Source organism: Pseudomonas fragariae (ex Marin et al. 2024) (genome assembly GCF_059621105.1).
Genome location: NZ_CM184369.1, coordinates 5,537,091 through 5,549,583 on the forward strand (window position 1 = coordinate 5,537,091; position 12,493 = coordinate 5,549,583).

Below are 12,493 nucleotides of genomic sequence, written 5' to 3' on the forward strand. Positions count from 1 at the left end.
AGGCGCGCCAACGCCAACGGGCGTGAGCCTTGATAACGCGCATCAAAAGCTTGCTGACTGTCGTCACGGAAGGGGTCTCATCGGTACGTTTCAGGACATTAGCGTACCGAATCGGCCGGTGCAATATGAATGTACCGGGCCGCGTCGATTGAAAAGCAGTTAAAGGCTGAAAAGAGGGCCGCGCCTCCTTGCGGAGGCGGGATTGAGGCAGGGGCACGATGGCCTGGGAGGTGGGGAGCCGAGAGGAACATCAGTGCGCAATCTCGCGCACATAGGCTTGGCAGGCCTTCAAAGCGATCAATCCCTGATCGCCGTAGTCGGTGATGGCGACAATTCGTCCAGCAGCCGCTGGGTCAAGTTCGCCTCGCGGGCTTCCATGAACCACGCCGCCGGTGTCGGTGCCGGCTGGCATGCCATCGCGCTTGGCGGGGCTGTTGGCGAGGAGGACTGACAAGCGCAAATCAGCGGTAGCCAGGCGATCACGCAAACGAGCCTGAGCAGTCTGTGCATCGCTCAACTCCTTGTGGATGGTTGTATCGTTGGTGTGCAAACGGACTTCCAGCGCCCGTCGTTGTGCCTGCTCGGCGTTCTGCCAGTCGACGACCGCCAGCGCCGCCTGCTCGCGCTCGCGCTGCCACGTCAGCGCTTGCGTGGACAGTTGCAGGCCATAGCGGGCCGCCTGCCATTTCCAGGCGGCCCATGTACCCAGCCCTGACCCCAGCACGAATGCGAGGATCAGGAATCGCATATCCAGCACTTTCACGGCAGCACCTCCAATGCCCGCTGGTAAAGCGCCTGCCGATCCGCCAGGCCGTTGGTACCGCCGTTGATGCGGCGGGTGATCATCAAAAAATCACCCTGGTCTGCCAGCACGTTGAGGTTGGCCCGATCCCAGAACCATGCCGCCGACATGGCCGCGTGGCCGGGTTGTTCGAGCAGTTGCGGCTGGGCAAGCAAGTCCAGCCCGAGCGCCTCCCCGCACGCCTCGTAGTTGGTCCGCCCCGTCACCTGAATCAGCCCACGGCCCCGATACAACTGACCGTCGCCATCTGCTTCTGGCGTGTTGCCCAGACGCAGCGCCAACTGGCCCGTGTCGTACTTCGCCAGGTAGCTGTCACTGCCCAGCTCGCGCACATAACGAAGCTGCCCGGACTCATGCCCTATCTGAGCAATGAACGCGGCGATACGCAGGCGGGTGTCGATGGCGTAACGGGCCATGGCGATGTTGAGAGCAGGAACGAAAACGCCGGCTTTAGAGCCGGCGTTGGGGAGGATTTGCAGTAGTTGTTGCTGGTTGATAGGCATGGTTACTCCTGCCTTGCTTATGACGCTCGTCAGTGTCCCCCATCGACGAAGCTCTCGTGACTCAAGAACGACGCGCATTACGGGTAAAAAAACGCCCCATCATTGACCTGAGTCGTTAGCAGCAGTCATATCGGCAGGTCGCGGCCATAGCGAAAGCAGAAACAACAACTCCAGCCTCATAGCTGGCGCCGGATGCAATTCGTTTTCGCGCACGCCCTGCCAAATGGCTAACTACTCAGAAGGTGGCACATACACAAAAGGCTGCGCAGGCGCCACTGGCCAGTCGAACTTCCTTGGGTAACCTGGCAATGTGTCAATTAGGGAAAGCTGCACGCGATAAAGACGGAACGCGTACAGCTCAGCTTTTAGGGCTGGCACGGATTTCAATTGCTCTTCGGTCGCCAGATTCATTGCTATGGCGTCTTGAAGAATATCCAGTTCGTCCAGCAACGAGTGAATTCGATAAGTAGCGTTACTTGACAAGTTATTCCGCTGACTCGTCACCAGCTGCAGGACCGCCTCCTCGGTCGGCTCGAGAACCGGGCCGAACTCACCGGCGAGGGCACGGTTAAACAGATCGACGCCATGAGCAGCGGAGTCGTTGGGAGACGCACTAAAAGGCACCTCGCCGTAAGTGTCTTTAAACTCTGCAAACAACACCCACAGATTAATGTATGTGTGTGCCATATCGGACCAACGTGGATCACGAGCGCTTATTACTGTGTACATATGAATACCTTCGGTTTTCTAGTGAGAGAGTATGGGTTTATGAATGATTGACGCTTGCGGGCGTCGGCGGACCTCCTGTTTCGTTTGATGACAGGAACTAAAACGCCGGCGGTGGGGCCGGCGTCAGGGATGATGTTGAGTTGTTGTTGCTGGTTGACAGGAATTGATACTCCTCTGGGGCTTGCGGGACGAGCCCACCCCTTGAGTCGACAAGGCTCTCCTGTTCAAAAGCGAGATTAAATGGCGAATAAAACAACGCCCCCTCAGAGCGGGGCAGTTCGTCTGTACTTGCGCCCTACCGGGGCTAGCTGTTCTGTAGGCACGGGCAAAAAAAAACCGCTCTCGCAGTCATGTCTACAGGGCAGTTGTACCCGAGGGCGGTGAAGGCCATTTGATCTGGAGAGGGTAATCCGGGGTTTGCTCGATCCGGTTCAGTTCTACGCTATAGCGTTTCCATTCGAGCAAACTTGCCTTCTCCGCCTCGGTGGCATCTCCCAGTTCTTCGGCATACTGCAACGGGGCGATACGTGTAGCTGCTTCCTGCAAACGCTGGTCACGAACCAGCAGAGCGGCGGAAGCCAAAGCGGCCTTCTGCGCTTCCGTATCAAGAACCCATTCACCCTCTCGCCAAACGTAATACTTGCCGGGCCATTGTTTGGCGGTGAGCCGTTCAGGCGGCAGACCGAGGCTGCTCCACTCCTCTACCGAGCCGTCGTTTATTCGATACATCAAGCCACGGCGATCTATGACCTGCTGCAGCTCACCATTTATCAGTGTCCAGGCAAATCCTGTGTTCGGTTCGTTAAGCAACTCGGTCATGCTTACAGCATTGCTGGGCGTTTGCTCGCCCAGTCCAGGAACAACCGGTAATTCAACAGGCCCTATCAAGGCCCCAGAGTCGTCTATCAAGTAAGTAGGCATAATGTCCTCAGATCAGTTTAATACGGCCGGGATAGGCCATGTTGCGGCTACGGAAACGAATCCAGTTGTTCATCGGTTGCTGGTCGTCTCTCATAGCAGCTCCCGTCACGCCGTTATCTGTCGTTTCACGGAGATACGCAGAACCTCCAGCTGGAACCAATGCACCGATCGGCAACAAGCCATTAGGGCCTGTGGAGTTGAGGCGTCCATCTGCCTGGGCGTGACCACTGCCCAACAAGTAAGTACCCGTTTCTATGTCAGACCCGCTCCACTCCTGAGCCACCGTCCTCAGCCAAGTGCCGTCCTGCCAAGATCCGGCGACACGCGACGTATCGACGCCACGAGACTCATCCAGTACCCGCAGGAACTCGCCCCTACCTTCGGGCCCTCGGAAGGTCAGGGCGCCGTCGCCACTGCTCCATCCACCTTCCTTGCCGGTACGAGCTGCTTCGGTGTAAACCATCCCGGACTTTTGCGCATGATCCCAAAGCCACGGCCAGTCGGCGCGGTTGAGAAGCCCACCGTTCAACGCTCCGTATCCTCCTGGGCTGAACAACGTCGTTGTTTCGAAGACGGGTCGTCCCAGAGGTGTGTTGTCGTAGCGTCCTACCGGCCACCAACTCCCGGCACCATCGCTGCGCAGATGCCACCAGTCTCCAGCCCCCATCAGAACCAGAAAGGAATAACCAGCAGCATTTAGATGGGTATGAAACCTGATCTTTTCCCCGGCACTTGCATTAACGGTCAGCCGGTTGCCACTGCCGTCTATTCTGCGAACAATGACGTCCTTGACACCTAGTGCCGCGTTTGAGGAGGGCAGTGTGAACGCACGATTGCCGCCAGTGGCATCCAGTAGCAGCAACTCCATCTGGTCTCTTGTAAAAACTGTATCGGTGGTGAAAGAGAACACTTTTTGAGAGTCGACCTCCTCTACCTCTGTCATTTTGCCGCGCTTGGTGATGTAGATCGCGTCAGTATTAAAAACAAGCTCTACCCACTCCGCCGCATTGAGCTTCAACGTATTGCTGCCGGCACCGTATAGGGAGATGATCTCAGCACCATTGGCCTTGATAGTTGCCGCTGCTGGCGATGCGTTATGAAAGGTTATCGACTTACCTACCACTACGTTCGCTTTGGGAGGCAAGGTCAGCGTGATGCCCCCAAGGTTGATTCTGTGCCAATGCCCCGCCGCTCCGGGCAACAGAGTTTCAGAAGCGGTGTAGCCAAACCCGGCACCTTTATAGGCCTGCCTGACTTGCGAACCAATCTGCGTAATTGCGGTTGCGAGCTGGTCTGTTCTGGTTTCATCAGGCTGCTCACCACCGGCCGCCATCGCATTCAAAATCTCCTGCGTGATCGAGTTACCCCACTGCGCAGGAATAAGCGAGCCGGGCATGCCGGTCGCCGGGTTTTCATCTACAAACTTGCCGCTTGCCAAGCCTACGCCCGGCACACTCTTGGGATAATCCACATTGTGTTCCTCAGTTGAAGTTTACGAATTCGACGCTGTGCGCCGGTGCTGCTCGACGGATCAAACATTCGATTGCGAGCCCGGGATTCACCCCGAACCGCTCGCCCCAGTAGCTGGCCCCGAAGCGTCGGCCCAGGCGCTGGCGCCCGCCGGTGTTCAGGGTCCACATGAATTGCGCGTTCCAGGTGCCAAAGTGCGCCTGGCCAAAACGCGAACGCCCCATACGGGGCGCTCGGTGTTCGGTCACGGTGGCATCGGGGTAGCCCTGGCTGATGGCAATGTCGATGTAGAACGCCGCGTTCTGCCCTCCTGTCGCCACAAGCCGCTGTCGAACCGAAAGACGCCGGTCTGCGAACAACGGTTTGAGCCCCAGACACGGGTCGGGCAGGTTCATCACCCGCTCCCAGTCCGGGACCAGCTCACTGACGGTGGCGGGGTCCATCTCGTTGAGCAGGTCGAACGCGCGGCCATCGATGCGCGCGAACTCGCGGGACAGCCCGGTAATCACCTGCTGCAATTCCGGCACCCGCTCCGGATCCCACGCTGGGCCGGGGGGCAACAGCGCCTGCAGTTGCCCGGCGTAGTGTTCGGCAGTTCTTATGAAGACCATTGAATACCCCCGAACGTGAGCAGCTGGTTGGCCGCCGCGGTAACGTTGGCCACGGGTGAAACCAGCACATGATCGGTTTCGCCCGTCGCGCGACTGATAGCCTCGGCGATGTGCGTGAGCAGCAGGGTTTCGCCCAGCCCGCCCTCACGGTTGTGCAGGTCCAGCAGCTGCGCCTCGACCGCCGCCCGCACGGCGGAGGTGTCTGGTGTGAGCCGGATCGTGTAGACCACAGGTTTCTGCACCGGCGCCAGCACATACACATCCGCCGTAACCGGACGCAGCGGCTCGATATACGCCGCGACCGCAGCGAGCTGCTCAGCGTCAGGAATGGGATCGGCCTGGTCGTCACGCATGAAGAACACCGCCACCGTCCCTGGCCCCATGAACCGGCGCACACACCAGGCACGCGTCACGCCCGGTACTTCCAGCGCCCAGGTCACGTAATCATCCTGATTGCCGCCATGCGGGATGACCCGGTAGGAGCGCACGACACGCGCACGCAAGGACTCGATACTTTCCTGCGAGATACCGCCGGACAGTCCGTCGGCAATGACGGTGAAGGTGCTGTCGATGCCTTCGACCGGTTGCACGGCAGTCATCACCAGACCGGCATCCGCATTACCCAGAACACCGGCATCCACCGCTTCGACCGTGGTTGTGTTATTGCCCGCAACCGCGGTGACGCCTTTGGTGACACGGTAGAAGCGTCCATCGCTGAACTGCAGCACAGTGTCCGCATCCAGCACCGCGCCGGCTGCAGCGCTGAAGCGCACCGTGCCGGTAGCGGCCTGTGCCACCTTGCGCGGTTGCCTCAGGCGCAGGATGGCTTGCCGCTCGAGGGTTTCCTCGTCGGCGGTGTCCGGCAGAATCTGGTCGGCGATCCAGTCCTGATAGCCGTACAGCCCATAGGCTGCACCGCTGTGCGCGCGGGACAATACCCGGGCATCGGACTGACGCAGCGCTTCGTCGGCGAGGTCGACCTGGGTTCGGTTGATCAGCGCCGGTAACGTAGGTGTTTCAAACGGCATAAATCACCTGCCACTGTTCAGAAGGGTTGAAACGCACGATCTGACCGTCAGAGACGACCAGCTCGACGCCCAGGTTCAGGCGGTTGCTCTGAACCTGTTCGGTAAGGATGTTGATGTGCGTGACCTGGCCATCTTCGATCAGCCAGTCGAGCGCTTCGCGGGCATAGAACTCGGCATCGCGCTGGGTCTGGGCAGTCAGCCTGACCCGGCGCAGCAGCCACAGCCTGGAACCGATGCGGTCATTGGCCTGTGCCGGGTAGGTGTCGCCCCACCAGCCATAGCGCTCGGCATCGTCGAACGGGTCGTCCGCTTCGGCACGTCGCCAAGTGAACAGGCTGATGACCACCGAGCGCAGCAGAGACGCCTGCAGAGAGCCTTCGATGATCATCCGGCACCTCCAACGGGCGGCCCGCTCTGGCCATTCCCGCCCTGCACGTTGCCGTGCAGATGGCTGATCTGGCTGATACCCGCGGCGAGCTGGTCGCCCTGGGAGACGATCTTTCCGGTCTGGGTGATCTGCGGTGTGTCGAAGTTCACGGCCACCGTCGCCTTGATGTTCAAGGTGTCGGTTTCAATGTCGATGACCTTGCCGCGCTTGAGGTGAATCTTGTCGCCCTCGTCGGTGTAGATCGCCACTTCGCCCGACTCCAGCCCTTTGAGCCGATAGCGCCGGTCGGCCACCACCAGCAGCAGACCGTGCGACCGGTCGCCACCAATGAACGCGGCGATACCTTCAGCGCCGGCCAGTGGATTGCTGGTGAAACCGTAGGGTTCGAAGTGCTCCATGTCGTCCTTGACCTCTCCGGCGGTGAGGCGCATTTGCAGCGCCTGCATTTTGCTGCTGGCCCTGGCGAGCACCACGGTGCCGCGCACCAGCATGCGATTGAGTAAGCTCATGAGGTTGTTTCCTCGTCGATGGGCAGCAGCCAGGAGTAAGCATCCTGATTGACCTGCACCTTGCTGCGCTTGTTGGGGTCACCCGGCTCGGCCTGGAAACCTTCAGGCGGACCGACCACCAGTGTGGTGATCGTGCCTTGGTCACTCAGCGAATAGGTCACGGCTGAAATCAGCATGTTGCGGCTCGTAAAACCGATGACCGGATCGATCACCCGGACCATGGTGTTATGCCGCCAGAGCGCCCCGTTGGACTGCCGCCAGCCCTGGACCTTGTAGGTGGTGAGCAGCGCCTTGCCAGCCCGCTGACCACGCTCCCAATTGGCGCGACTCAGGGCGAGTTTGGGTGTGATCGGCGCATCCTCATGAACGACCAGTACGCGAAGCCGCTTTTTATGCGCGGGATCGTCATGCCGGTTATCCGTGACCTCGGCCGAGACCTCCGACGACTCCTTGCCGAACGTCTGGTCATTACCGGTCTGTTGACCGATGACCCGGTACTCGGAGAAAAGCCCGGAAAAGTCCCGCGCGATGTTCGCGCTCAACACATTCTTGCCAAGTTCGAGCGCGTCTGCGCTCTGTCCGCGACTACCCGGCCTGGCCAGCACCACATTGCCGTATTCGTCATCGGTGGAAAAAATCCGGAACAGGGTCAGCAGCCGGTCAATGGACTTGAACACGGTTTCGGCAGGCTCGATGGTGTGATCGGCCATCTTCGAGGTTTCCGGTATTTCGCTGATCACCGACAAACCATAGGGAGCAGCCAGCGCTTCAACGATCTTCAGCACCCCCACCTCCTTCCACTGACTCGGCTTGTTGATGGCAGAGCAGTCGATGAGGTCGGCGGTTTTCGAGCGTCCGGAAATCTTTAGCGTGACTTGCTTGCCGTCATAGCTGATCGGCGCGGCAAACACCCAGCCGGTCAGAATCAACTCGCCGCCGATACGCACTTCGCACGCGGCGCCGGGCGTGATCGGATGCGAGATTTCAGTGCCCGGCCACTGCCAGGTAATGCTCACGTCAAAGCTGCGCGCCTGACGCTCGATCCCGGCAGAGATTTCCACCGACTTCCAGCCGGCATAGTCGTGCTCGTCAACCGTCAGGGTGACAACGTTAGGGTCGATCATGGGTCACTCCTGAGCGATCTTCAGCGTGCCGGGCGGCACGAAACCCGGATGGGCCAGCCGATTGCGCTGCACCATTTCCTGCGCCCGGCTGGCGTCACCGAATCGGCGATAGGCCAGCACCAGCGCGGGCAACGGCTCGGACACCTTCAGGTCCACCAGACGTACGCCGGAGGCCGCCACCGCGTTGAGGTGCCTGATCAACGCCTGACGCAACGTGTTGAGCGCCAGGTAATGTTCAGGGTCGGCTTTCAACGACGCCTCCCAGATGGCTGAACTCAGCGTGTCGCGCAGTTCGATCACATCATCGGCAACCGGCACATCCACGCGCTGCAGTGCTTGCGTCACTTGCTGATCCAGCGACGGCACCACCGTGAGCGGCGTGACGGTCGTCGCAACCGGCATGCTCGCGATGATTTTCGCCACCTTGACCAACAAGGCATCCTGGACCAGATTGGCCGCGGCCTGCGCCGTCACGCCGGTATCCAGCCCGCTGCTCTGGCTGACCAGATTGATGCCGGACACTGCCTCCGCCTGTTGCGTGGCCTCGGAAATCACCGACCGGTAATCGACCGTTTCAACAGAGGACACGCCGCCATTGCTGCCGGACCTTGCTGCCGCGCTGCTCGCAGCGGTGCCGTTACTGCCACTCGCGGAACCGCTGCCTGAGCCGCCCCCTGTCGAGCTGCCGGAACCTGAACCAGCATTCGTTCCGGTACTCGCCCCGCCAATACTGCTGGTGCCATTCGCTCTTCTGGCTCGACGACTGTCCCCGTCGAAACTGGCGAAGAACGTGGTAAACAGCGTGCTGACCGTCAACGGCGCATTGACCAGCGAATGCACCAGCGCAGTGACATCCGAATAGATCGTCATGAACGGTGTGAACTGCCGCTGAATGGTCGCGAATACACCCGACAGGGCGCTGCGCAGCGCCTGAATATTGATACGCACCGCGTCCACTGTGGCCATCACCGAGCGATAGCGCCTGAGCGCCGAGTCCAGCAAGCTCTCGGACGCGCCCAGCAACTGCCGTCGCGTATTGAGCGTCGACACGGGAAACTTGAGCGGGTTGGCCGGATAGAATTTCAGGTCCAGCCGGACGAGTCCGCCTTCGCTCAGGTTGTGTGTGACGCCACATTCGCCAACCTGGACCTGCACGCGACCCAGCCAGGGATGTACCAGCTCGCCGGCACCTTCCTGCTCCAGTGCCTGCAGCAATTTGTCTCGCTGTTCGAAACAGTCGGGACCGACAATGAACCCCGTCAGCGTATGCACTTTCGACTGTTTGCCCAGCGACTCGAAATAAGGCTCGTCGCGTTGTGGAAACTCATGCAACTGCCCCTTGCGGCCTGCCGGGACGACGGCTTTTTCAATGAAAAAACCGACGCCCCGGAAAGACGCCGGCAGCAGGCTGTCACGCCATGTACTCATGATCCGGCTCCTGCGCCGAGGGTTCGATAACCGACGTTTGGCGATATCGTCAAACCCGGCTGGTTGGTTTGCACTTGCCCGGCACGCATGCCCGGCGGCGCGTTTTCAAAGCGAATGTTGAGCTCGCCTTCAAGTCGCGGGCCGGCCCCGGCTGCGCCCTGTTGCAACAACAGGCTGCCGGGGGCCAGCGGGGTGGGTACGCCGAGCAATTGGCTGGTCGGCGGCACGCCAGTGGCCTGATTGAGCAACTGCTGATTCGCGCGAACGTTCTCGACGGCACCGGCCGCCAGAAACGCACCCGTCCCGCCGCCTGGCCCTGCGTTGCGTATCCGCTGTTCTTCCGCGAACTGATTGGCCTTCTCGGTCGCCCGCTGCAGGACGGTCTTATTCGTGTCGCCACCAAACCAGCTCATGATCGGCTCGATGAATGGCTTGATGTCCGCCCACAGACCTGCGAACCAGGTTTTGATCGGCTGCCAGTTCTCGATGACCATGCCCAGCGGCGAAAAACTGAACAGCGTGGCCAGCACATCGGTAAACGGTTGTGCCTCGGCCTTGATGGTTTCCCACAGGCCGGCCAGGTACTCGGACAGCGGCTGCCAGTTGGCCACGACCATGCCCAATGGCGACCACGCAAACAGCGTCTGCAGAAAATCGAAGACCGGCGTGGCCAGCGCCTTGATCACGTCCCACAGCGCAGCAAAGAATTCGCTCAGTGGCTGCCAGTTGGCTGCGATCATGCCCAGCGGCGTCCAGGCGAAGACCGCCTTGAGTACGTCCCACAGCGCCATTACCGGTCCGCGAATCGCCTCCCAGACCGCCTGGAAATAAGGTGCGACGGTCGACCAGTTGGCGATCAGAAAACCTGCCGCCAGCGCGAGGCCGCGCACGATCAGGCCCAACGGTGACATGCCCATGACCGCAGCCAGCAGCCCGGCGGCACTCGTCGCAGCGAGAACGGCTACTTGCAGTACGCCGAAAGCAATCGCGGCGCCCACGACGCCCTTGATCACCTCTGGATGTTCGGCCGCCAGCGCGGCGACCTGAGAAATCATCGGCCCGATCACGGCCATCGCTTCGTTCATCGCCGGCAGAAACATACTGCCGATATTGATGCCCAGACGATCGACACGGTTGGTCATCTCTTTGATGGCAGTGGCCGTGGTCTGGGAGTTGTCTGCGAACTCCTTCTCGATGGAGCCGCTGTTTTGCACGCCCTCCCCAACCTTGGCCAGGTTGGACCTGAGCACATCGAGGTGGGCCAGCAGCGGCGTGATCGCGCCCAGCGATTCGGCACCGAACAGCTGCGTGATGACGTCCGACTGTTTGCCAGGATCAACACTGGAAACCGCCGTCAGGACCTTTTCAATGGTCCCGGACGGGTCACTCTGCATGCCTTGGGTCAGCTGGTTGACGTCGAGCTGCAACGCCTCGAACGCCCCGGCTTTCGCCGCGCCCCCTTCGGTCAACGATTGCATGAACCGCTTCATGCCGCTGGCGGCCACATCGGCCGGCACATCGACGCTGGCCAGGGTCGCGCCCATTGCCGCCAGTTGCCCGGAGGCCATCCCCGCAACCGGCCCGAGCGGGCCCATTGCAGTCACCATGGTGGCGATTTTCTTTTCCAGGTTGTTGCCGCCGAGCACGTTGATCTTCTCGGACAACGCCGCGACCTGCGGCTGAGTCATCTGAAACGATGACCGCCACGAGGCCATCATGTCGCCCGACTCGGCCGCCGTCTGATCGAATGCGACGCCCATTTTCACGGCGTCGCTGGCAAACCCGGTCAGTTCTTCGCGCGGTACGTTGGCCTTGGCACCTGCGGCGACAATCGCCGCGATACCGTTGGCGCTTTCCGGCAGTCGTTCACTGAGGTCCAGAATGTCGGAACTCATCTGCTGGAACTGTTGCGGTGTTTCAAAGGTGACCGATCGTTTCACGCCGGCCATGCTGGTCTCGAAACCGATCGCTGCCTTTACCCCGGCAATCAAGGGCTCTGCCAAAGCATTGCTCTTGATCATCTCGCCCACTTCGACGTTCCCAAGACCAGAGCCTTTAAGCCTGGTCTCGAAGCCTTCAACGTTGTTGCGGATGGTTGCCAGCGTTGGAGACAGCTTGTCGACGCCGGTAATCAGCGTCTTGATAGTGTCTGCCATCACTCCCCCTGCAGGATCTGGTTGATGCGTTGCGTCTGCAAGATCGACTCGGTGATGATGTCCAGCTCCCTGGACATCATCAGTTCGGGATCGGTCTTCCAGAAGTACGCGAGGTCGTAAACGACGGCGATCAGTCCTTCGAGGTCGCTGATGCCGCTGCCATGAAAAAACTCGCAACCTTCCAGCTCAGCGTGTTGATGTCGCACAGGTCCATCTGATTGACCGACGAGGGCGGGATGCCAGCGCAGACGGCGATGTATTTCGCCGCCACGTCCAGATCCAGGGAGACTTCCTCGTTCTTGTCAATTCTGTACGGCAGGGCCTTGATGGCCCGCGCTTCCTGCGCTGTAGGGCGCCGGAAGGTCAGTTGCGAAAGGGTTTCGCCGTGCGCTTCGATCGGGCTGGCCAGGTCGATGACTTCACTCATTGCCAGCTCCCCTGATTGCCGTCGAATTTCAGCTCGATGGTGCCGTCGTCAGCTTTGCTGCTCGGCTCATCGACCAGGTAGGCGCCGGACAGGACGTAGGTCTTGCCGTTCTTGAACTCACAGGTGATGGTCATATCCACACCGGTAGTGAGCAGCTTGAGCGGCAGATCTGCGGTATGCACGGCGGTGAATTTCAACCACGCGGCCTTATCGACTTCCTTGTAGTAGCCCGGTACGACGGTATCGCGCTTGATGTTCATCAGAGGCGCTTCGCCGCCGCCGCTGATGGTCAATTGGGTGCCATCCACTTTGATGTAGCAGGTACCCGCAACTTTCTGACCCATGTTGTTTATCTCCAGAATGAAAAAACCCGCACGAGGCGGGCTTGAAAGGGTTG

The 12,493-nt window shown here is 60.2% G+C and carries 15 protein-coding genes; all 15 read right to left on the reverse strand.

The window, feature by feature from the left end; translation table 11 throughout:
• Window positions 1-250: 250 nt before the first annotated feature.
• The 15 genes from AC54XV_RS24065 to AC54XV_RS24135 all read right to left on the reverse strand — a co-directional run bounded on the left by AC54XV_RS24065 (window position 251) and on the right by AC54XV_RS24135 (window position 12,440).
• Entirely contained in the window at window positions 251-763 is a 513-nt protein-coding gene (locus AC54XV_RS24065; RefSeq protein WP_172980079.1) for a lysis system spanin subunit, read from the reverse strand.
• Complete coding sequence (locus AC54XV_RS24070) at window positions 760-1,305, reverse strand: glycoside hydrolase family 19 protein (RefSeq protein ID WP_057457391.1); 546 nt, start codon at window positions 1,303-1,305, stop codon at window positions 760-762. The genes AC54XV_RS24065 and AC54XV_RS24070 overlap by 4 nt, the downstream gene beginning before the upstream one ends.
• Before the next feature lie 231 nt (window positions 1,306-1,536).
• The gene (locus AC54XV_RS24075) at window positions 1,537-2,034 is read right to left on the reverse strand and encodes a tail fiber assembly protein (RefSeq protein WP_024643155.1); all 498 of its coding nucleotides are present in this window, start codon (window positions 2,032-2,034) and stop codon (window positions 1,537-1,539) included.
• A gap of 354 nt (window positions 2,035-2,388) precedes the next feature.
• A complete protein-coding gene (locus AC54XV_RS24080; RefSeq protein WP_024639975.1) occupies window positions 2,389-2,955 on the reverse strand; it encodes a tail fiber assembly protein in 567 nt (188 codons plus the stop codon).
• Window positions 2,956-2,962: 7 nt separating this feature from the next.
• A complete protein-coding gene (locus tag AC54XV_RS24085) occupies window positions 2,963-4,426 on the reverse strand; it encodes a hypothetical protein (protein WP_024639976.1) in 1,464 nt (487 codons plus the stop codon).
• Between the two features lie 10 nt (window positions 4,427-4,436).
• A complete protein-coding gene (locus AC54XV_RS24090; protein WP_060400818.1) occupies window positions 4,437-5,036 on the reverse strand; it encodes a YmfQ family protein in 600 nt (199 codons plus the stop codon).
• Window positions 5,024-6,064, reverse strand: coding sequence for a baseplate J/gp47 family protein (locus tag AC54XV_RS24095; RefSeq protein ID WP_496717260.1), 1,041 nt, complete (start codon window positions 6,062-6,064; stop codon window positions 5,024-5,026). Before AC54XV_RS24095 ends, AC54XV_RS24090 begins: the two co-directional genes overlap by 13 nt.
• Window positions 6,054-6,452: a phage GP46 family protein gene (locus AC54XV_RS24100; RefSeq protein WP_024643159.1), complete on the reverse strand. Its 399-nt coding sequence runs from the start codon at window positions 6,450-6,452 to the stop codon at window positions 6,054-6,056. Before AC54XV_RS24100 ends, AC54XV_RS24095 begins: the two co-directional genes overlap by 11 nt.
• Window positions 6,449-6,961, reverse strand: coding sequence for a phage baseplate assembly protein V (locus tag AC54XV_RS24105; protein WP_003372720.1), 513 nt, complete (start codon window positions 6,959-6,961; stop codon window positions 6,449-6,451). Before AC54XV_RS24105 ends, AC54XV_RS24100 begins: the two co-directional genes overlap by 4 nt.
• On the reverse strand, window positions 6,958-8,085 hold the full coding sequence (locus AC54XV_RS24110; RefSeq protein WP_024643160.1) for a phage baseplate assembly protein: 1,128 nt from the start codon (window positions 8,083-8,085) through the stop codon (window positions 6,958-6,960). Before AC54XV_RS24110 ends, AC54XV_RS24105 begins: the two co-directional genes overlap by 4 nt.
• 3 nt (window positions 8,086-8,088) lie before the next feature.
• Window positions 8,089-9,513, reverse strand: a complete 1,425-nt coding sequence (locus tag AC54XV_RS24115; protein ID WP_024643161.1) for a DNA circularization protein — start codon at window positions 9,511-9,513, stop codon at window positions 8,089-8,091.
• Window positions 9,510-11,669, reverse strand: a complete 2,160-nt coding sequence (locus tag AC54XV_RS24120) for a phage tail tape measure protein (RefSeq protein ID WP_011269113.1) — start codon at window positions 11,667-11,669, stop codon at window positions 9,510-9,512. The genes AC54XV_RS24115 and AC54XV_RS24120 overlap by 4 nt, the downstream gene beginning before the upstream one ends.
• Complete coding sequence (locus AC54XV_RS24125; RefSeq protein WP_103360398.1) at window positions 11,669-11,875, reverse strand: hypothetical protein; 207 nt, start codon at window positions 11,873-11,875, stop codon at window positions 11,669-11,671. The genes AC54XV_RS24120 and AC54XV_RS24125 overlap by 1 nt, the downstream gene beginning before the upstream one ends.
• The gene (locus AC54XV_RS24130) at window positions 11,800-12,096 is read right to left on the reverse strand and encodes a phage tail assembly protein (RefSeq protein WP_003316280.1); all 297 of its coding nucleotides are present in this window, start codon (window positions 12,094-12,096) and stop codon (window positions 11,800-11,802) included. The genes AC54XV_RS24125 and AC54XV_RS24130 overlap by 76 nt, the downstream gene beginning before the upstream one ends.
• Complete coding sequence (locus tag AC54XV_RS24135; protein WP_011269114.1) at window positions 12,093-12,440, reverse strand: phage tail tube protein; 348 nt, start codon at window positions 12,438-12,440, stop codon at window positions 12,093-12,095. The genes AC54XV_RS24130 and AC54XV_RS24135 overlap by 4 nt, the downstream gene beginning before the upstream one ends.
• Window positions 12,441-12,493: the final 53 nt, after the last annotated feature.